Origin of the sequence: Labrys sp. WJW (genome assembly GCF_001676615.1) — a bacterium.
GTDB classification, from domain to species: Bacteria; Pseudomonadota; Alphaproteobacteria; order Rhizobiales; family Labraceae; genus Labrys; species Labrys sedimenti.
Window position 1 is genome coordinate 71,441 of sequence record NZ_LYXZ01000061.1, and the last position, 22,285, is coordinate 93,725.

Sequence of the window (22,285 nt, forward strand, 5' to 3'; positions counted from 1 at the left end):
GCGGACGTCGCGACATGCAAGCATGTCGCTGTGACGTCCGCGTACCTGGGACCTGCCCCTGCCGTCGCCATTATGCAAACACCCGATCCGCCACCGGTTGGATCCAGGCCTCGATGTCGCGGTCATCGACTTCGGCGAGGCTCGGCGGCGACCAGCGCGGATTGCGATCCTTGTCGATGATGGTGGCCCGCACGCCCTCGTAGAAATCATGGCCTTGCGCCACCGCGACGGCGGCAGCGAATTCGCGCTCTAGCGCCTCCTCCAAGCCATCGGCCTGGCGGGCCAGCCGGATCAGGCGGAAGGTGAGCTTCAGGCTGGTCGGCGATTTGGAGGCGATGACGTCGCGCGTCTTCAAGGCGAATTGCGTGCCATCGGCTTCGAGAGCCTGCAGGATGGCTTCGACAGAGGAGCCGGCAAAGCATTGGTCGATCAGGGCGCGGTGCTCGGCAAGGCGCGCAGGTTCGGGCTGCACGGCATGCCTGGCGAGCAAGGCACGAACTGCCTCATTGCCCGTTCCCGGCGTCAGCCGCGCCAACTCGTCGATCAGCGCGGAAATGCCGCCCAGCGGGATCTGGAGATCGGCCAGGCCGGCATAAACGGCATCGGCGGGCCCGATCGTCTCGCCGGTGAGGGCGAGATAGGTGCCGATCTCGCCCGGCGCATGGGCGAGCAGCCAGGTGCCGCCGACATCAGGTACGAAGCCGATGCCGACTTCCGGCATGGCGATGCGGCTGCGCTCGGTGACGATGCGGTGGGCGCCATGGGCTGACAGGCCGATGCCGCCGCCCATGGTGATGCCGTCCATCACGGCCAGATAGGGCTTGGGAAAGCGGGCGATGCGGGCATTGACGCGATATTCGTCGCGCCAGAATTTCGCGCCCGTGCCGTCGGGCGTGCGCTCGCCCTCATAGAGGGCCCGGATATCGCCGCCAGCGCACAGGCCGCGTTCGCCTTCCCCCGTCAGCAACACGGCGGTGATGGCGGCATCCTTCTCGAAGGCGTCGAGGGCCGGCGCGATCAGATGCACCATGTCGCGCGTGAGGCTGTTCATCGCCCTGGGACGATTGAGCCGGATGCGGCCGAGCGAGCCCGTGCGTTCGACGATGACGTCAGGAAGCGTTTCCTCTGCTGCCATCAGCGGTTTCCCAGCAGAGCACGGGCGATGATCACGCGCATGATTTCGTTCGTTCCTTCCAGAATCTGATGCACCCTGAGATCCCTGACGATCTTCTCGACGCCGTATTCGCTTAAGTAACCATAGCCACCGTGAAGCTGCAGCGCCTGATTGGCAACCTCGAAACCGGCATCGGTGACGAAGCGCTTGGCCATGGCGCAAAAGCGCGTCGCCTCGGGGCTCTTGGCATCGAGCGCACTGGCAGCCCGCCACAGGAAGGTGCGCGCCACCTCCAACTCTGTCGCCATGTCGGCAAGGCGGAACTGCAGGGCCTGAAAATCGGAGATCTTCCGTCCGAAGGCTTTGCGCTCGCCCATATAGGCGATGGCCTTGTCGAGGGCCGTCTGCGCGCCGCCGAGCGAGCAGGCCGCGATGTTGAGGCGGCCGCCGTCGAGCGCCGCCATGGCGATACGAAAGCCCTGGCCTTCTTCGGCGATCCGGTTGGCGGCGGGTACCTGGACATTTTCGAACACCACCGCGCGGGTTGGCTGGGCATGCCAACCCATCTTCTTCTCGCTCGCACCAAAGGAAAGGCCGGGCGTATCCTTGGGCACGATGAAGGTCGAGATGCCTTTGGGCCCATCGCCCCCGGTTCGGGCCATCACGATGTAGAGATCGCTGGCACCGGCGCCGGAAATGAACTGCTTCTGGCCGTTGAGGATGTAGTGATCGCCGTCGCGCACGGCCCTGGTAGCGAGGGAACCGGCATCGGAGCCGACTCCGGGCTCGGTGAGACAGTAGCTGGCAATCGTCCCCATCCGCGTCATCGCAGGCAGCCATTGGTCACGCTGTTCGGGCGAGCCATAGGCATCGACGATCCAGGCGCACATGTTGTGGATCGATAGGAAGGAGGCGACGGCCGGGCAGCCCGAGGATAGGGCTTCGAAGATCAGCGTGGCGTCGAGCCGGGTGAGGCCGGAACCACCCACGTCCTCGCGCACATAGATCGCGGCCATGCCGAGCCCGGCCGCCGCCTTGAGCGTGTCGACGGGAAAATGCTTGTTCTGGTCCCATTCGAGGGCATGCGGGGCGATCGCCTCCGCCGCGAAGCCGGCGGCCATTTCCCGGATGGCGGCCTGTTCGTCGCTGAGTTCGAAATCCATGGTGGTCGCCTTGTTTCCTACCCTCCCCTGGAGGGGGAGGGCAAAGCCATTACCGCATCGTCGGGATCGAGAAATCCGCGCCGGTCTTGATGCCGCTCGGCCAGCGCGAGGTCACCGTCTTGGTCTTGGTGTAGAAGCGGATCGAGTCAGGACCATGCTGGTTGAGGTCGCCGAAGCCCGAGCGCTTCCAGCCGCCGAAGGTGTGATAGGCGATCGGTACCGGGATCGGCACGTTGATGCCGACCATGCCGACATTGACCCTGGCGGCAAAGTCGCGGGCAGCATCGCCGTCGCGCGTGAAGATCGCCACGCCGTTGCCATAGGAGTGCTTAGTCGGCAAAGCGAGTGCTTCCTCGTAGGTGTCGGCGCGCACCACGGATAGCACCGGCCCGAAGATCTCTTCCTTGTAGATGGTCATCTCGGGCTTGACCTCGTCGAACAGGCAGCCACCCATGAAGAAGCCGTTCTCATAGCCCTGCAGGCGGAAATTGCGGCCGTCGACAGCCAGCTTCGCGCCCTCGTTGATGCCGATCTCGACATAGCGCTTGACGCGCTCCACCGCCTCGCGGGTGACGAGCGGCCCGTAATCGGCAGAACCGTCATTGGAGGGGCCGATCTTCAGCGATTCCACCCGCGGGATCAGCTTTTCCATCAGCGCGTCGCCCGTGGCCTTGGTGACGGGAACGGCGACGGAGATCGCCATGCAGCGCTCGCCTGCCGAACCGTAGCCGGCGCCGATCAGGGCATCGACGACCTGGTCCATGTCGGCATCGGGCATGATGATGGCGTGGTTCTTGGCGCCGCCGAAGCATTGGGCTCTCTTGCCGGTCTGGGCGGCGCGGACATAGATATATTCGGCGATCGGGGTCGAGCCGACAAAGCCGACGGCCCGGATGTCCTCGTCGTCGAGGATGGCGTCGACCGCTTCCTTGTCGCCGTTGACGACATTGAACACGCCTGCCGGCAGGCCGGCCTCGACGAAGAGCTCGGCGATACGGATCGGCACGGAGGGATCGCGCTCCGACGGCTTGAGGATGAAAGCATTGCCGCAGGCGAGCGCCGGCGCGCATTTCCACAAGGGAATCATGGCCGGAAAGTTGAAGGGCGTGATGCCGGCGACGACACCGAGCGGCTGGCGCAGGGAATAGACGTCGATGCCCGTGCCGGCGCTCTCGGTATATTCGCCCTTGAGCAGATGCGGGACGCCGATGGCGAACTCCACCACTTCGAGGCCGCGCTGGATGTCGCCCTTGGCATCCGGCACGGTCTTGCCATGCTCGCTCGCCAGAAGCTCGGCCAGACTGTCATGCTCGTCGCGCATCAGTTCGAGGAAGCGCATCAGCACGCGAGCGCGCCGTTGCGGATTCCAGCCCGCCCAGACCGCCTGGGCCTCACGGGCGTTCTCGACAGCCGCCCGAATTTCCGCTGCGCTGGCGAGCGCCACCTTGGCCTGCACGTCGCCGGTGGTGGGATTGAACACATCGGCAAAACGGCCGCTGGTGCCCTCGACGCGCTTGCCGGCGATGAAATGTCCGATCTGTCGCATGGCTTGGTCCTTCATCGTGATTTGAAAATCGGTCTGTCCTGTTTGGCGCAACGCCAACCGCCTCCCTCGCCCCGTAGGAACGGGGCGAGGGGGCACAAGTGCCAAGTATCCTCGTCAACGTTTCCATCTCGCCCACCCCTAACCCTATGCGCGCTTCCTCTCCGATGCCATCTCCGGGAAATCGGTCTCGGCGAATTCAAGACCCCGGAACGCGCTTTGCGTATCGCCCTCCACCTCCAGCCGGCGCAACTGCACGCGGCGGATCTTGCCGGAGATGGTCTTGGGCAGTTCGGTGACGAATTCGATGCGGCGGATGCGCTTGAAGGGGGCAAGCCGCTCATTGGTGTAGCGGAAGATCGACAGCGCCGTTTCGCGTGACGGCGTGGCCGCACCGACCAGCAGCACATAGGCCTTGGGGATCGACAGGCGAATGGGATCGGGCACCGGCACGATGGCCGCCTCGGCCACCGTCTCGTGCTCGATCAGCACGCTTTCGAGCTCGAAGGGGCTGATGCGGTAGTCTGAGGACTTAAAGACGTCGTCGGAGCGGCCGACGAAAGTGAGATAGCCGTCCTCGTCGAGGAAGGCGACGTCGCCGGTGCGGTAGACCTCCTCCTCCAAACCCCTGAGCTTGCCGTCCGTCCCCTGATAGCCCTGCATCAGGCCGGCCGGCCTGTTGTCGCCGAGCGGCAGGCAGACTTCGCCTTCCGTGGCGGGCTTGCCATCGGCATCGAGCACGCGGATGTCGTAGCCGGGGAGGGGGCGGCCCATGGCGCCGATCTTGATCGGCTGTCCGGGCGAATTGGCGATCTGGGCCGTGGTCTCGGTCTGGCCGTAGCCGTCGCGGATGGTCAGCCTCCAGGCATCGCGAACCCGTTCGATCACTTCCGGATTGAGGGGCTCGCCGGCGCCGCACACCTCGCGCAGCGAAACCTTGTAGGCGGCGAGATCCTCCTGGATCAGCAGGCGCCAGACAGTCGGCGGCGAGCAGAGCGTGGTGACCTTACAGCGTTCGAGTTCCCGCAGCAGGACCTTGGCGCTGAATTGCGGTTGGTTGACCACCAGCACCGTGGCGCCGGCGTTCCAGGGCGCGAAGAACGAACTCCAGGCGTGCTTGGCCCAGCCTGGCGAGGAGACGTTGAGATGGATGTCGCCCGGCTGCAGGCCGAGCCAGTACATGGTCGAGAGCGCGCCGACGGGATAGCTGCGCTGGGAATGGCGTACCAGCTTGGGCTTGGCCGTGGTGCCGGAGGTGAAATAGAGCAGCAGCGGGTCGTCGGGATGGGTCGGACTATCGGGCGTGAAGGCGGCGGGCTGGTCGAAGGCTTCGGCGTAGGCGATCCAGCCTGCCTCGCCACCAGCGCCAACGACGATGCGCTTCACCTCCGGTGGCGCTACGCCTTCGCATTTGGCGAGCTGGTCGCGCTCGGCGATGATGGCGCGGGCCTTGCCGCGATCGAAACGATCGGCCAGTTCGTCAGGGGTAAGCAGCGTGGTGGCGGGAATGAGAATCAGGCCAAGCTTGATCGCCGCCAGCGTCGTCTCCCAGATTGCCGGCACGTTGCCGAGCAGCACCAGGACGTGGTCGCCGCGCTTCAGGCCAATGCTGCTGAGAAAATTCGCGACCTGGTTGGAACGGCGGCTGAGCTCGGCGAAATTGAGCCTAGTATCGGTCCTGCTTGCCGTATCCACAATCCACAGGGCCGTGCGGTCCCGGCTTTCGGCGGCTGTGGCAAGCTCAGCGTCGAACCAATCGAGTGCCCAGTTGAAGCCGGCGCTATCGGGCCAGCGGAAGCCGGCGCGCGCGGTCTCGTAATCGGTGCGATGCTTGAGCAGAAAGTCACGAGCCTGCCGAAAATCGGGCATGAAAGTTTCCTCGCTTGCCGAGCACAATGAATGTGCCCTTATCTTCGTTGATCGTTCGGTCGTCATTGCGAGCGCTGCGAAGCAATCCAGACTTTTGTCTTGTGGCTCCTGGATTGCTGCGCAGCGCTCGCAATGACGAAGCTGTCTATTCCTCGTTCAAGCCAGCCGCTCCACCGCCATGGCGGTTGCCTCGCCGCCGCCGATGCACAGGCTGGCGACGCCGCGCTTCAGTCCATGGCTTTGGAGGGCGGCCAACAGCGTTACCAGCACGCGGGCACCCGAGGCGCCGATCGGATGGCCGAGGGCGCAGGCGCCGCCATGCACGTTGACCTTGTCTCCAGACAGGTCGAGATCGCGCATGGCCGCCATGGTCACCACCGCGAAGGCCTCGTTGATTTCGAAAAGGTCGACGTCTCCCGCCGACCATCCGGTGCGCTCGAACAATTTGCGCATGGCGCCGATCGGGGCGGTGGCGAAACGATTAGGCTCCTGGGCGTGGCTGGCATGACCGATGATCGCGGCGAGCGGCTTGAGGCCACGTTTTTCAGCCTGAGAGCGGCGCATCAGCACCAAGGCGGCGGCACCGTCGGAGATCGAGCTGGAATTGGCCGCCGTCACCGTGCCGCCCTCGCGGAAGGCCGGCTTCAGCGTCGGGATCTTGTCGGGGCGGGCCTTGCCGGGCTGCTCGTCGACGCCGACCACCTGCTCCGTCTTGCCCGAGCCGACGGTCACGGCCACGATCTCGTTGTCGAAGCGCCCGTCGCGGATGGCGGCCTGGGCTCGGCTCAGCGATCGCAGCGCGAATTCATCCTGTGCCTCACGGGTGAACTGATAGGCCTCAGCACAATCCTCGGCGAAGGTGCCCATCAGCCGTCCCTTCTCATAGGCATCCTCCAGCCCGTCCAGGAACATGTGGTCCTTCACGCTGCCATGGCCCATGCGATAGCCGCTGCGAGCCCGGTCGAGCAGATAGGGTGCGTTGGTCATGCTCTCCATGCCGCCGGCCACCACCACGCCGGCCGTGCCGGCGGCGATCAGGTCATGGCCGAGCATGGCGGCCTGCATGCCCGAGCCGCACATCTTGTTGACGGTGGTGGCGGGCGTCGAAATCGGCAGGCCCGCGCCGAGGGCAGCCTGGCGGGCCGGGGCCTGGCCCTGGCCGGCGCTGAGTACGCAGCCGAACACGGTTTCTTCGACCACATCGGCAGGCAACCCGGCCCGGGACACCGCGGCCGAGATGGCGGCCGCGCCGAGGCGTGCTGCCGGGAGGCTGGAGAAGGCGCCCTGGAAACCACCGAGCGGGGTCCGCGCAGAACCGACGATCACGACAGGGTCATTCATCTCGAGGTCCCTTTCTGCGAAGGAGGATTTTACGCCGATTTCGGCGATATGTGTGGCCGATCAGCGCGGCGCCATGCGCAGGGCGCCGTCGAGCCGGATGATTTCGCCGTTGAGCATGCGGTTTTCGACGATATGGCAGACCAGCGCGGCGAATTCCTGCGGGTGGCCGAGCCGGGGCGGGAAGGGCACGGTCGCACCCAGTGATGTCCTGACTTCCTCCGGCATGGCCTGCATCATCGGGGTCTCGAACACGCCGGGCGCCACGGCGACGACCCGGATGCCGAAGCGGGCGAGTTCGCGGGCTGCCGGCAAAGTGAGGCTGGCGACGCCGCCCTTGGAGGCGGCATAGGCGGCCTGGCCGATCTGGCCGTCATAGGCTGCGATCGAGGCGGTATTGACGATGACGCCGCGCTCGCCGTCCTCGCCGGGCGCATTGGTGGAGATCGCCCGAGCGACAAGGCGCGTCATGTTGAAGGTGCCGACGAGATTGATCTGGATGGTGCGGGCGAAGCGATCGAGATCATGCGGACCGTCACGCCCGACGATGCGCTCGCTCGGGGCGACGCCGGCGCAGTTGACGAGGCCATCGAGCCTGCCGAAGGCTTCGAGGGCGGCCTGCACGGCAGCTTGGCCATCCTCCGCGTTGGCAACATCGGTGCGCTGGAAGCGGGCCGTGGATCCCAGCGCCGCGGCGGCTTTCTCTCCGGCTTCGGCATTGAGATCGCAGAGCAGGACGCATCCGCCGCGGTGGACGAATTCGGCGGCCACCGCATGACCGAGCCCGGATGCTCCACCAGTCACCAGGAAGACGCGGTCTTGGATCTGCATGGCGCGGAACTCTCCCCGTTCGGTCCTTTGAGGACCGTTGTCTTTGCCGATGATATTACGCGCGTGGGCAGTGGCATTCGATGACCCTTCATGCTTAAAAGCGTGATCGGTTTTGCCATATTGTCGGGATGGGTATGCACGCCAACTTTGCAAGATTTGGCGCGGAATTGGAGGGTCAATCTCCAGATCGACCGTCTTGGCAACGACGTCTTTGCCGAGTGACAGAATGTCGATCTGGAGATCGACACACCGATCGTTCGCCTTCATTCGTGGGACGCGATCCGTGATCGGCCTCGGCTTCATCCAGGATACGCTAGATCCTCTGCGGCGCGGCGGCTTCGATCTTGCGCCGGCGCTGGAGGCGGGCGGCTTCGGCGAGAGCGATCTCGACCTGCCGGGCTTTCGTCTCTCGGCCGAGCAATATGGCCGCCTCTGGCTCAGCATCGCGCAGATCATGCAATGCGAATATTTCGGCTTCGGTGCGCGCCCGATGGCGCCGGGCAGCTTTGCCATGCTCTGCCACGCCGTGATTTCCAGCCAGACGCTGGAGCACGCCGTCAGGCGCAGCCTGCGTTTTCTCAACCTGGTGCTCGCCGAACCCAAGGGGGAACTGGTTATCGAGGAGGCGCGCGCCAGCGTGATCCTGCGCGAGACCTCGGCGCCCCGGCCGGCCTTTGCCTATCGCACCTATTTCCTGCTGCTGCACGGCGTCGTCTGCTGGCTGGTCAAGCGCCAGCTCGAGATCCGCGAGTTGCATTATCGCGGGCCCCTGCCGGTCGGACGAGAGGAGCATCGCGATTTCTTCGGCACCCCCGTCAGCTTCGAGCGGCCCGAAACCATGCTGGTCTTCGACCGCGACATGCTGGCGCTCAAGGTGCGCCAGACCGAAAAGACGCTGCAGGGCTTTATCACCGGGGCACCGGCCAACATTCTGGGGCGCTATCGCTATGACCGCGGTGCCGCTGCCGCCACGCGGCGCTTGCTGCGCGAGCTTCCCCCGGCCGAATGGCCTTCCTTTGCGCAGATGGCCGTGAAGCTGAACCTGTCCGAACCGACCTTGCGCCGCCATCTGGCCAGCGATGGCGAGAGCTTCTCCGAGATCAAGGAGGAGATCCGCCGCAAGCTGGCTCTCGACTGGCTGCTTCGCACGGCCAAGCCCGTCGGTCATGTTGCTGCCGATCTCGGCTATACCGAGCCGAGCGCCTTCCACCGCGCCTTCCACAAATGGGCCGGCATGAGCCCGGGCGAGTTCCGCCGCTCGCGCCGGACACGATGAGTGAAACCAAGCTGCATTAAGCCTGACCTGTCTTTCCCGGCCGAGCGCAGCGAGGGGAAGGGAATCCAGGGCCACGAGCTCTGATTTTCAGCCCCTAGATTCCCTTCCCGTCGCCTTTGGCGACGCCGGGAATGACGGCGTCTCAACTGACCCGAAGGTCGAACGCTATGCGTCTTAGCGTGATACCAAACCTCGGAATGCCGAGCTTTCGTGAACATGGCTTTCCCAGGGGCACGGACGACCGCGCCCCCAAGGAAGAAGTAGGCCTCGGCCCGACAGCTTAGGCGCCGAGCGCGGCGCTCATGGTCGTCTCGTCGGCTGCCACGTCGAACTGCTTGAAATTCTCGGTGAACATGCCCACCAGCCTGCGGGCCTGGTTCTCATAGGCCGCCTTGTCCGCCCAGGACTTGAAGGGGTCGAGCACATGGCTCGGCACGCCTTCCACCGCGGTCGGCACCTGGAAGCCGAAATGGCGGTCGGTGCGGAACTTGGCCCTTTCGAGGCTGCCGTCGAGGGCGGCGTTGAGCAAAGTGCGGGTCCATTTGATCGGCATGCGGCGCCCGGTGCCATAGGCCCCACCGGTCCAGCCGGTATTGACGAGCCAGCAGGAGACCTGATGCCTGTCGATCAGTTCCTTCAGCAGGCGGGCATATTCGACCGGATGGCGCGGCATGAAGGGGGCGCCGAAGCAGGTCGAGAAGGTCGGCTGCGGCTCGGTCACGCCACGCTCGGTGCCGGCGAGCTTGGCGGTGAAGCCGGAGAGGAAGTGGTAGATGGCCTGCTCCGGCGTGAGGCGGGCGATGGGCGGCATCACGCCGAAGGCGTCTGCCGTCAGCATCACCACCGTGCCGGGATGGCCGGCCGCGCTGGTCGGCGAGGCATTCTCGATGAAATGCAGCGGATAGGCAGCGCGGGTGTTTTCGGTCTTGCGGCCGTCGGTGAAGTCGAGCTTGCGCGTGATCGGGTTCATCGCGACATTCTCGAGCACCGCGCCGAAGCGCTGGGAGGCGGCAAAGATCTGCGGCTCGGCCTGCTTGTCGAGGTTGATGGTCTTGGCGTAGCAGCCGCCCTCGAAGTTGAAGATGCCGTCCGGGCCCCAGCCATGCTCGTCATCGCCGATGAGCGAACGGTCGGGGGAGGCGGACAAGGTGGTCTTGCCGGTGCCGGAAAGCCCGAAGAACAGGGCCGAGACACTGCTGGGGCCGACATTGGCCGAGCAATGCATCGGCATCACGCCGCGTGCGGGCAGGATGTAGTTGAGATAGGAGAATACCGACTTCTTCATCTCACCGGCATAGGCCGTGCCGCCGATCAGGACGACGCCGCGCGTGAAGTCGCAGGCGATCACCGTCTCCGAGCGCAGGCCGTATTTGGCGGGGTCGGCCTTGAAGCTCGGCATGTCGATGATGGTGAGGTCGGGATAGAAACCGGCCAGGTCATCGGCGGAGGGACGGATCAGCAGATTGCGGATGAACAGGCTGTGCCAGGCAAGCTCGGTGTAGACCTTGACCTTGATGCCGTTGTCCTCGTCGGCGCCGGCGTGCAGGTCCTGTACGAAGAGCTGCTTTTCCGTCGCATGCCAGAGCATGTCGGCCAGCAGGGTGTCGAAGGCACCGCGCGAGATCGCGTTGTTGTTGGCCCACCAGATGCTGTCCTCGGTCTCGCGCTCGCGGACGATGTACTTGTCCTTCGGGGAGCGGCCGGTATGGCTGCCGGTATCGACGACCAGGGCGCCGCCGGGGCTGAGCAGGCCCTCGCCGCGGCGAATCGCGACTTCGATGAGCGCGGGTTCGTCGAGATTGGCGTGGAGCGCGCCGAGATTGTTGAACTGGATCGGCTCGATCTCGTCCTTGGCTCCGCCTTCCACAACATGAAGTTTCATATCACGCTTCCTCATATTTGCCGGTCTCCAGGCTTCATGGCCCGGCCCTGTTCTCACGGGCAGTACCGCAACAATCATTCATCGCCGCGTCGAGAGGCGGCGGGAGGGCGGCTGCTTCCCATTCAAATGCGACCTTAGCACGGCAGACCCGTGGACGTGTCAGCGAATGTTGCGACAGAATGCATCGACGGAAAAGTCGCGGTCGGTATCGGTATTGTTATGACAAATGGCAGGAAATGGCGCTCGCGGAAAGTTCGGCGAACGCCTCGAGGCTGCCCAATACTTGGAGAGATCGTTGTGATTTCCGGCTGCGCCCGCGCACGATGCCGAAAAAACCTGTCCAGCCCTAGCCTTCGCGCTTCAGGCGCTCGCGACGTTTGAGTTCCGCCGGGCTCGGTTCGGCCAGCTCGAAGGTGCCTGTTGGCACCGGGCCGGCCGGCTCATAGGTGGCGATCACGACCCCCGTGCTCGACACGTCATGGCTGGTCAGTTTTAGGGCGCCGGACGGCGTGCCGGCCCCGAACAGGCGCTTGCCCTTGCCGAGCACCACCGGGAAGGTCATCACGAAGAACCGATCGATCAGGCCTGCAGCCAGCAATTGGGGGTAGAGCGTCGTGCTGCCCTGGATCAGGATGTCAGGGCCGCTACCTTCCTTTACCTTGCCGACGGCGGCGATGTCGGTGAGACGATGGCTGTTGCGCCATTCGAAAGGCTCGCTGCCGCGCGTGACCACATATTTGGAGGCGTTGGTGAAGGCCGGTCCGATCGGGTCCTCCGGCCCGACGAAAGGCCAATGGGCCGCGAAGATCTCATAGGTCTTGCGCCCGAGCAGCAGGTCGAAGGGGCCGCCGAACAAGCCACCCATCGCGGCGCCCATCTTGTCGTCCCAGAAGGTCGCGGACCAGCCGCCGAATTCGAAGCCGCCGGTCGGATCCTCCGGCGGGCCACCCGGGGCCTGCATCACGCCGTCGAGGGATTGGAATATGCCGCCGATGATCTTGCGCATGAGAAGATGTCCTCTGATTGCCGTGGTATGGATGGAGGCCGCAATGCCGGGGGGCTGCATCGCGTGCTGCCCCAAGGACGGTCGGGTAAGGCCTCCGCCGACAAGGAGCGACATATTTTGCTTTGCACGCGTAAGCTCCCTGGCAATCAAGAAGCGGGCGGCCGGCCTCGGTGGGAAAGCGGGGCGGCGATGTGGATGATGGCTTCCTTAAATCTCTTCCAAATGGGGTTGCCTATTTTTTGTCCATAAGGTCAATATTGCTGCCAGCCGCACGGGCAATCCGGGGTTGCCCTCGGGAGCGGTGAAGAGCAGGAGACGATCCCGCTTTTTTGCTCGCAAGTGGCAATCGGCTCGGTTTGAAATATTCCAACCGGGGCGGCGAGCCGGTAACGTGATAAAATAGAGACTCCCGTCGCGGTGGCACGATCATTGCTGTGAACGGGGGCGAGCAGGGCGGAACGGTTCACCGTGTCCGCCGGGGACGAACCAGAGGTAGGGCCGGCATGCAGGTTGAGGGCGTGGATCGGAAGCTTGGTGCCGTAAGGGAACGAACGGCCGCCGGCGAGCCTGTGATTGCGGTCGAGGATCTTTCCTTGACCTTCGATACCGGCGACGGGCCGGTCTACGCGCTCTCCAAGGTCAACCTCACCGTCAACGAAGGCGATTTCGTTTCCTTCATCGGCCCCTCCGGCTGCGGCAAGACTACCTTGCTGCGCGTCATCGCCGATCTCGAACGCCAGACCTCAGGCTCGATCAAGGTGAACGGGCTGACGCCGGAACAGGCACGGTTGGGGCGGCATTACGGCTATGTCTTCCAGGCGCCGGCGCTCTATCCTTGGCGCACCATCGAGCGCAACGTCATGCTGCCGCTGGAGGTGATGGGGTTTCCCGCCGCCGAGCGCAAGGAGAGGGCAGCCCGCAATCTCGAACTGGTCAATCTCAAGGGCTTCGAGAAGAAGTTTCCCTGGCAATTGTCCGGCGGCATGCAGCAGCGTGCCTCGATCGCCAGGGCGCTGTGCTTCGATCCCAAGCTGATGCTGATGGACGAGCCGTTCGGAGCGCTCGACGAGATCGTGCGCGACAAGCTCAACGACCAGCTCCTGCATTTGTGGCGCACCACCAGGAAGACGGTGGTGTTCGTCACCCATTCCATCCCCGAGGCCGTCTACCTCTCCACCAAGATCGTGGTGATGTCGCCCAGGCCCGGCCGCATCATCGACATCATCGACTGCAACTTCCCGCGAGACCGCACGCTCGATATCCGCGAGACGCCTGAATTCCTCGAAGTGGCACACCGCGTGCGCGACGGCCTCAGGGCGGGGCACTCCTATGACGACTGAGGTTCTATCCGTCCGCATGGCGCCTTCGTTGTGGAGCCGCCTGATGAGCGGCAAGACCGGGCCGGTGATGGTGGTCGTGCTTGCGATCTTCGCGCTGTGGTATCTCGCCTGCCTGCCGATGAATGGGTCCGCTCTTGCGCGCGCCATGCCCGATGCCGCCAGCCGCCCGCTGATCGAACAGTTCATCGCCGCGATCAACTTGCCGGACGGCAATCTCGCCGCGCCGCACCAGATCGTCATGGCAATGGTGCAGGGCCTGTTCTTCGAGCCGCCTTTGGGGCGCCGCAGCCTGGTCTATCATGGCCTGATTACGCTCTCCTCGGCGCTGTCGGGTTTCGTGCTCGGCGCCGTGCTCGGTATCGTGCTGGCGGTGCTGATCGTGCATTACCGCTCGATGCGCCAGAGCCTGATGCCCTGGGTGATCGTCTCCCAGACCATCCCGATCCTGGCGCTGGTGCCGCTATTGACCGCGATCACCGGCCGGCTCGGCGCGCCGATCCTGGTGCCGAAGGCCCTGATCGCCACTTATCTGTGCTTCTTCCCGGTGACGGTCGGCATGGTGAAGGGACTGATGTCGCCGGATTTGATGCAGCTCGATCTGATGCGCACCTATGACGCCTCGAAATGGCAGACCTTCTGGAAGCTGCGCTGGCCGGCGGCGACGCCCTATCTGTTCGCCAGCCTGAAGATTGCCATCGCCGGCTGCATCGTCGGCGCCATCGTCGCCGAGATGCCGACGGGCGCCCAGGGCGGCCTCGGCTCGCGCCTGCTGGCGGGCTACCAGTACAACAATCTGCGCCTGGTGCTGTGGGCAGCTTTGTTTACTGCCGCGCTGCTCTCGGCTGCCCTGATCGGGCTGATCGGCCTGATCGAACGGCGCACCTTGGCGAGAATGGGCGTGAAGGGAGAGCAGGCATGACGGCTTTCCAATCGCGCGGTTTGTTCCTTGCCGGGCTGCTGATCGGCCTCAGCGCTCTCTTCGGCATGAACAGCGCCGCGATACCACTCTTTCAAGCAGGAATGGTCTATCTGGCCGCAGCGGCCTTTCTATTCGCTCCGATGCAACGGCATTATATGGGTTGGCCTGGCATTCTGCTGGGCCTGTTGGTGCTCGCTGCGATCGCGTTGACCTGGATCGTCCACTCGTCGGGCGTTGCCGGGGCCGCCGGTTGGGATTTCTGGTTGAAGGCGATCGGATTGTGGCTTGCCGCGTGGATGATGGTCGATGTGATCGCCAATACCGGTGATGGCCGCCGCACCTCGCGCTGGCGGAATCTGGCGCCGATGATCCTGTTCGGCGCGACACTACTGCTCCTGTGGGAGTGGCTGGTCGTCGGTTTCGGCATCTCTCCCATCATCCTGCTGCCGCCTTCCGCCATCGGTCAGGCTTTGGTGGCGCAGGTCAATACGCTCGCCACCGACTTCGTCTGGACCTTCCTGCACGAAGTCCTGCTCGGCTGGTTGATTGGCTCTGGCTCGGGGTTCCTGGTGGCGCTGGTGGCCGACCGCATCCCCTTCCTGCGCAGGGGCCTGCTGCCGCTCGGCAATGTCGTCTCGGCCCTGCCCATCGTCGGTATCGCACCGATCATGATCTGGTGGTTCACCTATGACTGGCCTTCGAAGACGGCCGTCGTGGTGGCGATGACCTTCTTTCCCATGCTGGTCAACACGGTGGCGGGCCTGGCTGCCAGCGGAGCCCTGGAGCGCGACCTGATGCGCTCCTACGGCGCCAGCTATTGGTCGACGCTGGTGAGCCTGCGGCTTCCGGCCGCGATGCCCTTCATCTTCAACGGCTTGAAGATCAATTCGACCCTGGCGATGATCGGCGCCATCGTGGCCGAATATTTCGACGGCCCCACCATCGGCATGGGCTTTCGCATCAATACCCAGGCAGCGTTGTCGCAGACCGACATCGTCTGGGCGGAGATCGCGGTAGCCATGGTGGCCGGTTCCCTATTCTACGGTCTCATCGCCCTCGTCGAGCGGGCGGTGACGTTTTGGCATCCCTCTTACCGGCGCGCGTGACGCAGGGAAGGGTTTTTTAAGAAGAAAACTTGGTTAACAGAGGAGTGGACGGAATGAAGAAGGCACTACTGGTCGGCGTCGCTTTCGCGCTCGGGCTTGGCGCGATCAGCGCGGCACAGGCAGCCGACAAGGTCACGCTGCAGCTCAAATGGGTGGTCCAGGGGCAGTTCGCAGGCTATCTCGTCGCCAAGGACAAGGGTTTCTACAAGGAGGCCGACCTCGACGTCACCGTGGCCCCCGGCGGTCCCGACATCGCGCCGGAAACCGTGATCGCCAACAAGCAGGCCGACGTGATCGTCGACTGGATGCCCGCGGCCCTCGCCGCCCGCGAGAAGGGCGTCGGTCTCGTCAACATCGCCCAGCCCTTCAAGCGCTCCGGCCTGCAGCTGACCTGCCGCAAGGAATCCGGCGTCAAGACGCCGGCCGATTTCAAGGGCAAGACGCTCGGCGTGTGGTTCTACGGCAACGAATATCCGTTCAATGCCTTCATGGGCAAGCTCGGCCTCAAGCTCGACGGTTCGGCCGACGGCGTCAAGGTGATCAAGCAGGGCTTCAACGTCGATCCGCTCCTGCAGAAGCAGGCCGACTGCATCTCCACCATGACCTATAACGAGTATTGGCAGGTGATCGAGGCCGGCGTGAAGGCCGAGGACCTGACCGTCTTCAACTACACCGACCAGGGCGTGGCGGTGCTGGAGGACGGGCTCTATGTCATGGAAGACAGGCTCAAGGATCCGAAGTTCGTCGAAACCATGGCCAAGTTCGTCAAGGCCTCGATGAAGGGCTGGGAGTATGCCAGGGCCCATCCGGACGAGGCCGTGAAGATCGTGCTCGACAATGATGCCTCCGGTGCGCAGACCGAGGTGCACCAGACCCACATGATCGCCGAGGTCAACAAGCTGACCGAAGGCTCCGACGGCACGCTCGACCCGGCCGCTGCGGAGGGAACAGTCAAGACGCTTCTCGGCGCCGGTGGCGACAGCCCGGCCATCACCAAGGCTCCCGTGGGCGGCTGGAGCTCGGCGGTCACCGACGCGATGAAGAAGCTGTGAGGGGTAGCGCCCTTTTCCTAAGGGGAGGGGCGACCTGAAAGGCTGGGGCGGATGACATTGCGCTGCCCCAGCCGCGATAATTTTCCTGGGAGCGCGGACGTCCTCGTCCGCTCTTGAAAACGAGGCGCTTGCAGGAAAGGAAGAGCGGACGAGGACGTCCGCGCTCCCAGGTTTATTGGAGGACTATTATGCCGATCCTGATCCGTGGCGGTGTCGTGGTGAACCACGATCATTCCAGGCAAGCCGATGTGCTGATCGACGGCGAAACCATTTTGGCGATCGGTCCGAAGCTGTCGGCGCCGGCAGGGACCGAAATCATCGATGCCGATGGCTGCTTCGTCCTGCCGGGTGGCATCGATCCGCATACCCATCTCGAAATGCCGTTCATGGGCACCGTGTCGGCCGACGACTTCGAATCCGGCACCAGCGCCGCCTTGTCCGGCGGCACCACCATGGTGGTGGATTTCTGCCTGCCCGCGCCCGGCCAGTCGCTGCTGGCTGCCTATCAGGAATGGCGCCACAAGGCCGAGAAGGCGGTCGCCGACCACTCCTTCCACATGGCGATCACCTGGTGGGACAAACAGGTCTTCGACGAGATGGACACCGTGGTGAAGACCTACGGCATCAACACCTTCAAGCACTTCCTCGCCTACAAGGGCGCGCTGATGGTGAATGACGACGAGCTGTTCCACTCCTTCAGCCGCTGTGCCGGCCTCGGCGCCCTGCCGCTGGTGCATGCCGAGAATGGCGACATCGTCTTCCGCCTGCAGCAGCATTATATCGACCAGGGCGTCACCGGGCCGGAAGGCCACGCCTATTCGCGCCCGCCGGAGGTGGAGGGCGAGGCGACCAACCGCGCCATCATGATCGCCGACATGGCGGGCAGCCAGCTCTATGTCGTGCACACCTCCTGCCGTGACAGCCATGAGGCGATCGCGCGGGCCCGCGCGGCCGGCAAGCGCGTCTATGGCGAGCCTCTGATCCAGCATCTCGTGCTGGACGACAGCGAATATCAGAACAAGGACTGGGACTACGCCGCCCGCCGGGTGATGTCGCCGCCCTTCCGCAACAAGTCGCACCAGGATTCGCTCTGGGCTGGCCTGGCTTCGGGTTCCCTCCAGGTGGTGGCAACCGACCATTGCGCCTTCACGGCCGAACAGAAGCGCATGGGCCTCGGCGATTTCCGCAAGATCCCCAACGGCACCGGCGGGCTCGAGGACCGCATGCCGGTGCTGTGGACGGCGGGCGTCAAGACCGGGCGCCTGACCAAGGAGGAATTCGTGGCGGTGACCTCCACCAACATCGCCCGCATCCTCAACATCTACCCTCGTAAGGGCGCGATCGCCGTGGGTTCGGACGCCGACCTCACCATCTGGGATCCCGCCGCCACTAAGACCATCAAGGCTAAGACCCAGCTCAGCCGCGTCGAATACAATGTGTTCGAGGGCTATGAATGCACGGGCCTGCCGATCATTACCCTGTCGCGTGGGCGCATTGCCTGGAAGGACAAGCAGGTCCAGCTCCAGAAGGGCGACGGTGCCTTCATCCAGCGCGATCCGTTCCCGGCCGCTGCAGTGGCGAACGCCACCTGGAAGGAACTCAGCAAGCCCAGGCCGGTCTCGCGTATCGAGGTCACGCCATAATTGGGAGGCGGGTCTTCAGACCCGCCATCTTCTCTTAGCGTCAAATATCAGGCGGGTCTGAAGACCCGCCCCCCATTCGGACCCTGCCATGCCAACACCTCCCACTTCCCTCCAGCACGGCAGCTGGCTCAACGAGCCGCCGTCCTGGTCGTTGGCCGGCGATCGCCTGGAGGTCGTCACCGGCGAGGCCACTGATTTCTGGCGCAAGACGCATTACGGCTTCACCCGCCACAGCGGCCATTTCTTCCGCCTCGACAGCGCTGGCGATTTCACAGCGGAACTGCGCGTTCGGGCCCGTTTCGAGACGCTCTACGACCAGGCCGGCCTGATGGTCCGGCTCGATGACGAGACCTGGCTGAAGGCCGGTATCGAATATAATGACGACGCGCCCATGCTCGGCAGCGTGCTGACGGTGGGGCAGTCGGATTGGGCCATCGGGCCTTTCCCGGGTGACTCGAGAGATTTTCGCCTGCGCCTCACGGTCGCAGACGGGGTAATCAGGCTGCAATATTCGACGGACGGGATAGTCTGGCCGCTGGTTCGGCTGGCGCCGTTTCCGAAGGCCGCTTCCTACCAGGTTGGCCCGATGTGCTGTACGCCGGAAAGGACCGGTCTTGCCGTTTCCTTCTCTGATTTCCGCCTGTCTCAGCCCAACGGCAAGGCGCTGCACGATCTCTCATGATCACCCGGAAAGGAGAGAACGGTGTCTTGGGCCACCCGATATATCGAGCGACTACAGGCTGGTGAGACGGTTCAATTTCGTCCGCGCGGCGCTTCGATGAAAGGCAAAATCGCTAGCGGTCAACTCTGCACCGTCGTTCCGATTGCCGACCATGCCCTGCTCGTCGAAGGGGATATTGTCCTGTGTCGTGTGCGTGGCGCGCAATACCTGCACCTCATAAAGGCCGTTAGAGACGGCCAATTCCAGATCGGCAACAACCGAGGGGGTATCAATGGTTGGATCACGGCTGGAGGGATCTTTGGCCGTTTGGTCGCCGTCTCGGACTAAGCCTTGAACAACTGCCCGTTTTCTTCAGAAAGGCCTCACCATGCTCACCAATCTCAACATCAATCCGCAGCGCTTGTGGGACAGCCTGATGGAAACCGCCAAGTTCGGCGGCACGGCCAAGGGCGGCATCAAGCGCCTGACCTTGTCGGACGAGGACAAGAAGGTCCGCGACTGGTTCAAGGCGCAATGCGAGGCGCTCGGCTGCACGGTGAGCGTCGACGAAGTCGGCAACATGTTCGCCGTGCGCCCCGGCAGGAACAACGAGCTGCCGCCGATCGCCATGGGCTCTCATCTCGACACCCAGCCGACCGGCGGCAAGTTCGATGGCGTGCTCGGCGTGCTCGGCGCGCTGGAGGCGATGCGCACCCTGCATGAGCAGGGCTATGAGACCAATGCCCCCGTCGAGATCATCAACTGGACCAATGAGGAAGGCTCCCGCTTTGCCCCGGCCATGCTGGCTTCGGGCGTGTTTGCCGGCGTGTTCACGCCCGACTATGCCTATGAGCGCCTCGACCGCGACGGCATCAGCTTCAAGGACGAGCTGGAGCGCATCGGCTATCGCGGCACCGAGAAGGCCGGTGCCCACAAGTTCCAGGCGATGTTCGAGCTCCATATCGAGCAGGGCCCGATCCTCGAGGACGAGAAGACGATGATCGGCGTGGTCACCGGCGTGCAGGGCATGCGCTGGTACGAGGTCACGGTGACCGGACAGGATGCCCATACCGGCGCCACGCCGATGTATCTGCGCAAGAATGCCCTGCTGGGCGCCGCCCGCATCATCGAGGCGGTCGATGCCATCGGCCAGAAGCACCAGCCGGGCGTCGCCACTGTCGGCCTGATCGAGAACAAGCCCAACAGCCGCAATGTCGTGCCGGGCGAGGTTTTCTTCACCATCGATCTGCGCCATCCCGACGAGGAAGTGCTGGAGGTGATGGAGCAGGAATTCCGGGCGGCCCTGGAGGCTGCGCTGCCGCCGATGAAGCTCGCCTATGAAGAAAAGCGCATCTGGATTTCGCCGGCGGTGAAATTCGCGCCCGAGCTGATCGAATGCGTCGAGCACGGCGCCGACAAGGCAGGCTTTGCCATGCGCCGCATGGTGTCCGGCGCCGGCCATGACGCGGCCTATATCGCGCGCGTTGCGCCGACCACCATGATCTTCGTGCCTTGCGAGGGCGGCCTCAGCCATAACGAGGCCGAGTCGACCTCTTTCGACGAATGCGCGGCTGGGGCGCAAGTGCTGCTCAATGCCGTGATCGAGCACGACCGGCGGCTGGCGGGCTGACGGAGCGCGGACATCCCAGCGACATGCTTGCATGTCGCGATGTCCACTTCTTTCTTCCTAGAGCGTGGTGCCTTCAGGAGCGGACTGAAAGTCCGCGCTCCGAGTTGCGTCAGTCCTCAATGGTGTTGGAGCACGGTAGACATGCTGTTCAAGCAGGCTGCGCTCGATGGCATTGCCGCCGGCATGGTGACGCTCGCCTTCCGGCGCTGGACCAGGCCGACCGTGCGCGCCGGTGGATCTCTCACCACTGCTGTCGGCGTCCTGGCCATCGAGGCGGTAGAGGCGATCAAACTCGCCGACCTCAGCGAGGAAGAGGCTGCCAGGGCCGGCTTCGCCTCGCTCGAAGCCCTCGAACGCGACCTGAGGCCCGAAGGGCAGCTCTACCGGATCGCCTTCCGCCGGGTGGGAGACGATCCCCGCATCGTCTTGCGCGGCGAGAGCGATCTCGATGAGGCTGCCGTCGCCATGCTGCGCGGCGCGCTCGCCAGGCTCGACCGTAACCATCGTGGCGGCGGCTGGACAATGGCTGTGCTTGGCCTGATCGCCAAGCAGGGCGGCATCACCGCTGCCGAGATTGCCAGGCAACTCGGCGTCGACAAACCCGCCCTCAAGCTCGATATCCGCAAGCTCAAGGCCCTTGGTCTTACCGAGAGCCTCCAGGTCGGCTATCGCCTGTCGCCGCGGGGGCGGGCGTTGCTCGGCTGGCAGGAGCAGGCTTCGGCAGTTGAGAAAACCGCCGGCGAACGATAGAGCGGGTGGGTGACCCATATCGAGGAGGCCGCCTTGCTGCCCGCCGAGCTTGAAGCCGATCTCCATGGCAATATTCCGCTGACACAGGCCATGCAGGTCCGGGTTCTCGAGATCGGACCAGATTCCGTGCGGCTTGGCGCCCCGCTTTCCGCCAATATCAACCATCACCGCACGGCTTTCGGCGGTAGCCTCGCGACCCTGGCCACGCTCGCCGCCTGGTCGCTGGCCTTCCTCAAGCTCAAGGGCGCGGGGCTCGACTGCAGCCTCGTCGTCGGCTCGGTGCACATGGATTATCTGGCGCCGGTGGAGGGGGATTTTTCGGCCCGTTCCGTTCTGGCGGAACCCGAAAAATGGGAGCATGTGCTGGAGGCTTTCGCGCGCAGGGGCAAGGCGCGCATCCCGGTCCTTGCCGAGATCGACTATGGCGACCGCTGTGCCGCCCGTTTCAAGGGTGATTTCGCGGCGCTCGCCCGTTGAAACAGCCCGGAGCGCGGCAGGCCGTCAATTGCTACTCACCGCCAGGAAGGCGGCGGGCTGCACCGAGATCTGCCCCATGAACGGCCGGTCATGCGCGAGAATGACGAAATAGGCTGATGTCACCACCACCACGAAGATATGCGTGGCGAGGATTTGCATGCGAGGGACATGGTTGTTGCAGATGGCGATGGCCACGACGGTCGTCGTCGAAATGATCCAGATCGCGATCCATTGGGCCCAGCTCATGCCGGTGTTGGAAGCCGACAGCCGGAGCAGCCGCGCATGGCGCACGGCCAGCAATTGATTGACCAAGGGCTGATAGGTGGCCGGCTGGGCATTCGCGCCGTTCTGGCGCGAGACGAGGCCGATCGTGTTGATGAGGATATCGCCGGAGCGATCGAAGACCGGGCTTTCGATGCGCTCGCCATTGGCCATGGCCGGCCAATCGCCGGAGACGACCTGCGCCACATAGGCCTTGAGGCCGTCGCGCACGCTGGTCTGGAGATCGGCCGGAAGTCCGGAGGAAAGCACCAGGACGTTTTCGACCGCGTCGGCTTCCTGCTGGACGGCGCTGCGGGCGGCGAGGGAATCGGCCCACAGGCCCGCGGCTGAGAAGGCCACCATCAGGCCGAAGATAGTGGCGCAGACACCGACGATCGACTCACGGATTGGAAGTGGCTCGGCC

At 64.3% G+C, this 22,285-nt stretch carries 20 protein-coding genes; 11 read left to right on the forward strand and 9 right to left on the reverse strand.

Translation table 11 applies throughout. The features are described 5' to 3' along the window. Positions 1–70: 70 nt before the first annotated feature. The 6 genes from BA190_RS30105 to BA190_RS30130 all read right to left on the reverse strand — a co-directional run bounded on the left by BA190_RS30105 (position 71) and on the right by BA190_RS30130 (position 7,858). The gene (locus BA190_RS30105) at positions 71–1,135 is read right to left on the reverse strand and encodes an enoyl-CoA hydratase/isomerase family protein (RefSeq protein WP_068296906.1); all 1,065 of its coding nucleotides are present in this window, start codon (positions 1,133–1,135) and stop codon (positions 71–73) included. Then, positions 1,135–2,277: an isobutyryl-CoA dehydrogenase gene (locus BA190_RS30110; RefSeq protein ID WP_068296909.1), complete on the reverse strand. Its 1,143-nt coding sequence runs from the start codon at positions 2,275–2,277 to the stop codon at positions 1,135–1,137. The genes BA190_RS30105 and BA190_RS30110 overlap by 1 nt, the downstream gene beginning before the upstream one ends. 49 nt (positions 2,278–2,326) lie before the next feature. Then, a complete protein-coding gene (locus BA190_RS30115; protein WP_068296966.1) occupies positions 2,327–3,823 on the reverse strand; it encodes a CoA-acylating methylmalonate-semialdehyde dehydrogenase in 1,497 nt (498 codons plus the stop codon). 144 nt (positions 3,824–3,967) lie between these two features. Then, positions 3,968–5,689 (reverse strand): AMP-binding protein, encoded by a 1,722-nt coding sequence (locus tag BA190_RS30120; protein WP_068296912.1) that lies wholly within the window; start codon positions 5,687–5,689, stop codon positions 3,968–3,970. A 156-nt stretch (positions 5,690–5,845) separates the two neighbouring features. Next, positions 5,846–7,030, reverse strand: a complete 1,185-nt coding sequence (locus tag BA190_RS30125; RefSeq protein WP_068296915.1) for an acetyl-CoA C-acyltransferase — start codon at positions 7,028–7,030, stop codon at positions 5,846–5,848. A gap of 60 nt (positions 7,031–7,090) precedes the next feature. After that, the gene (locus tag BA190_RS30130) at positions 7,091–7,858 is read right to left on the reverse strand and encodes a 3-hydroxyacyl-CoA dehydrogenase (protein ID WP_068296918.1); all 768 of its coding nucleotides are present in this window, start codon (positions 7,856–7,858) and stop codon (positions 7,091–7,093) included. A gap of 283 nt (positions 7,859–8,141) precedes the next feature. On the opposite strand from BA190_RS30130, the gene BA190_RS30135 reads away from it, so the two are divergent. Beyond that, positions 8,142–9,134, forward strand: a complete 993-nt coding sequence (locus BA190_RS30135) for an AraC family transcriptional regulator (RefSeq protein ID WP_068296921.1) — start codon at positions 8,142–8,144, stop codon at positions 9,132–9,134. Positions 9,135–9,414: 280 nt separating this feature from the next. Here the strand turns inward: BA190_RS30135 and BA190_RS30140 are convergent, their stop codons facing one another. Next, on the reverse strand, positions 9,415–11,016 hold the full coding sequence (locus BA190_RS30140; protein ID WP_068296924.1) for a phosphoenolpyruvate carboxykinase: 1,602 nt from the start codon (positions 11,014–11,016) through the stop codon (positions 9,415–9,417). 346 nt (positions 11,017–11,362) lie between these two features. Continuing rightward, on the reverse strand, positions 11,363–12,022 hold the full coding sequence (locus tag BA190_RS30145) for a dihydrofolate reductase family protein (protein ID WP_068296968.1): 660 nt from the start codon (positions 12,020–12,022) through the stop codon (positions 11,363–11,365). Positions 12,023–12,525: 503 nt separating this feature from the next. Here BA190_RS30145 and BA190_RS30150 point away from each other — a divergent pair. The 10 genes from BA190_RS30150 (at position 12,526) to BA190_RS30195 (ending at position 21,600) form a co-directional block, all read left to right on the forward strand. After that, entirely contained in the window at positions 12,526–13,362 is an 837-nt protein-coding gene (locus BA190_RS30150) for an ABC transporter ATP-binding protein (protein WP_082980137.1), read from the forward strand. Positions 13,363–13,405: 43 nt separating this feature from the next. Continuing rightward, on the forward strand, positions 13,406–14,281 hold the full coding sequence (locus BA190_RS30155) for an ABC transporter permease (RefSeq protein WP_068296926.1): 876 nt from the start codon (positions 13,406–13,408) through the stop codon (positions 14,279–14,281). After that, on the forward strand, positions 14,278–15,387 hold the full coding sequence (locus BA190_RS30160; protein WP_068296929.1) for an ABC transporter permease: 1,110 nt from the start codon (positions 14,278–14,280) through the stop codon (positions 15,385–15,387). The genes BA190_RS30155 and BA190_RS30160 overlap by 4 nt, the downstream gene beginning before the upstream one ends. A 53-nt stretch (positions 15,388–15,440) precedes the next feature. Further along, positions 15,441–16,439 (forward strand): ABC transporter substrate-binding protein, encoded by a 999-nt coding sequence (locus BA190_RS30165; RefSeq protein ID WP_068296933.1) that lies wholly within the window; start codon positions 15,441–15,443, stop codon positions 16,437–16,439. Positions 16,440–16,627: 188 nt separating this feature from the next. Beyond that, positions 16,628–18,082: a dihydropyrimidinase gene (gene hydA, locus BA190_RS30170; protein ID WP_068296936.1), complete on the forward strand. Its 1,455-nt coding sequence runs from the start codon at positions 16,628–16,630 to the stop codon at positions 18,080–18,082. An 88-nt stretch (positions 18,083–18,170) separates the two neighbouring features. After that, a complete protein-coding gene (locus tag BA190_RS30175) occupies positions 18,171–18,764 on the forward strand; it encodes a DUF1349 domain-containing protein (RefSeq protein ID WP_082980139.1) in 594 nt (197 codons plus the stop codon). A 21-nt stretch (positions 18,765–18,785) separates the two neighbouring features. Next, entirely contained in the window at positions 18,786–19,091 is a 306-nt protein-coding gene (locus BA190_RS30180; RefSeq protein ID WP_068296939.1) for a hypothetical protein, read from the forward strand. A gap of 40 nt (positions 19,092–19,131) precedes the next feature. Further along, complete coding sequence (locus tag BA190_RS30185; RefSeq protein ID WP_068296945.1) at positions 19,132–20,373, forward strand: Zn-dependent hydrolase; 1,242 nt, start codon at positions 19,132–19,134, stop codon at positions 20,371–20,373. A gap of 141 nt (positions 20,374–20,514) precedes the next feature. Beyond that, positions 20,515–21,123 carry a helix-turn-helix domain-containing protein gene (locus tag BA190_RS30190; RefSeq protein ID WP_068296948.1) on the forward strand — a complete coding sequence of 203 codons (609 nt, stop codon included), beginning with the start codon at positions 20,515–20,517 and terminating at the stop codon, positions 21,121–21,123. Between the two features lie 9 nt (positions 21,124–21,132). Then, a complete protein-coding gene (locus BA190_RS30195) occupies positions 21,133–21,600 on the forward strand; it encodes a YiiD C-terminal domain-containing protein (protein ID WP_082980140.1) in 468 nt (155 codons plus the stop codon). A 24-nt stretch (positions 21,601–21,624) separates the two neighbouring features. Here the strand turns inward: BA190_RS30195 and BA190_RS30200 are convergent. Then, positions 21,625–22,285: DUF4239 domain-containing protein (locus BA190_RS30200; protein WP_068296953.1), on the reverse strand; the 661-nt coding region annotated here is incomplete at its 5' end.

Coding starts and splice junctions, on each gene's coding strand:
- BA190_RS30105 (WP_068296906.1), bottom strand. CDS start 1,135: ATGGCAGCAGAGGAAACGCTTCCTGACGTCATCGTCGAACGCACGGGC.
- BA190_RS30110 (WP_068296909.1), bottom strand. CDS start 2,277: ATGGATTTCGAACTCAGCGACGAACAGGCCGCCATCCGGGAAATGGCC.
- BA190_RS30115 (WP_068296966.1), bottom strand. CDS start 3,823: ATGCGACAGATCGGACATTTCATCGCCGGCAAGCGCGTCGAGGGCACC.
- BA190_RS30120 (WP_068296912.1), bottom strand. CDS start 5,689: ATGCCCGATTTTCGGCAGGCTCGTGACTTTCTGCTCAAGCATCGCACC.
- BA190_RS30125 (WP_068296915.1), bottom strand. CDS start 7,030: ATGAATGACCCTGTCGTGATCGTCGGTTCTGCGCGGACCCCGCTCGGT.
- BA190_RS30130 (WP_068296918.1), bottom strand. CDS start 7,858: ATGCAGATCCAAGACCGCGTCTTCCTGGTGACTGGTGGAGCATCCGGG.
- BA190_RS30140 (WP_068296924.1), bottom strand. CDS start 11,016: ATGAAACTTCATGTTGTGGAAGGCGGAGCCAAGGACGAGATCGAGCCG.
- BA190_RS30145 (WP_068296968.1), bottom strand. CDS start 12,022: ATGCGCAAGATCATCGGCGGCATATTCCAATCCCTCGACGGCGTGATG.
- BA190_RS30150 (WP_082980137.1), top strand. CDS start 12,526: ATGCAGGTTGAGGGCGTGGATCGGAAGCTTGGTGCCGTAAGGGAACGA.
- BA190_RS30155 (WP_068296926.1), top strand. CDS start 13,406: ATGAGCGGCAAGACCGGGCCGGTGATGGTGGTCGTGCTTGCGATCTTC.
- BA190_RS30160 (WP_068296929.1), top strand. CDS start 14,278: ATGACGGCTTTCCAATCGCGCGGTTTGTTCCTTGCCGGGCTGCTGATC.
- BA190_RS30165 (WP_068296933.1), top strand. CDS start 15,441: ATGAAGAAGGCACTACTGGTCGGCGTCGCTTTCGCGCTCGGGCTTGGC.
- hydA (WP_068296936.1), top strand. CDS start 16,628: ATGCCGATCCTGATCCGTGGCGGTGTCGTGGTGAACCACGATCATTCC.
- BA190_RS30175 (WP_082980139.1), top strand. CDS start 18,171: ATGCCAACACCTCCCACTTCCCTCCAGCACGGCAGCTGGCTCAACGAG.
- BA190_RS30185 (WP_068296945.1), top strand. CDS start 19,132: ATGCTCACCAATCTCAACATCAATCCGCAGCGCTTGTGGGACAGCCTG.
- BA190_RS30190 (WP_068296948.1), top strand. CDS start 20,515: ATGCTGTTCAAGCAGGCTGCGCTCGATGGCATTGCCGCCGGCATGGTG.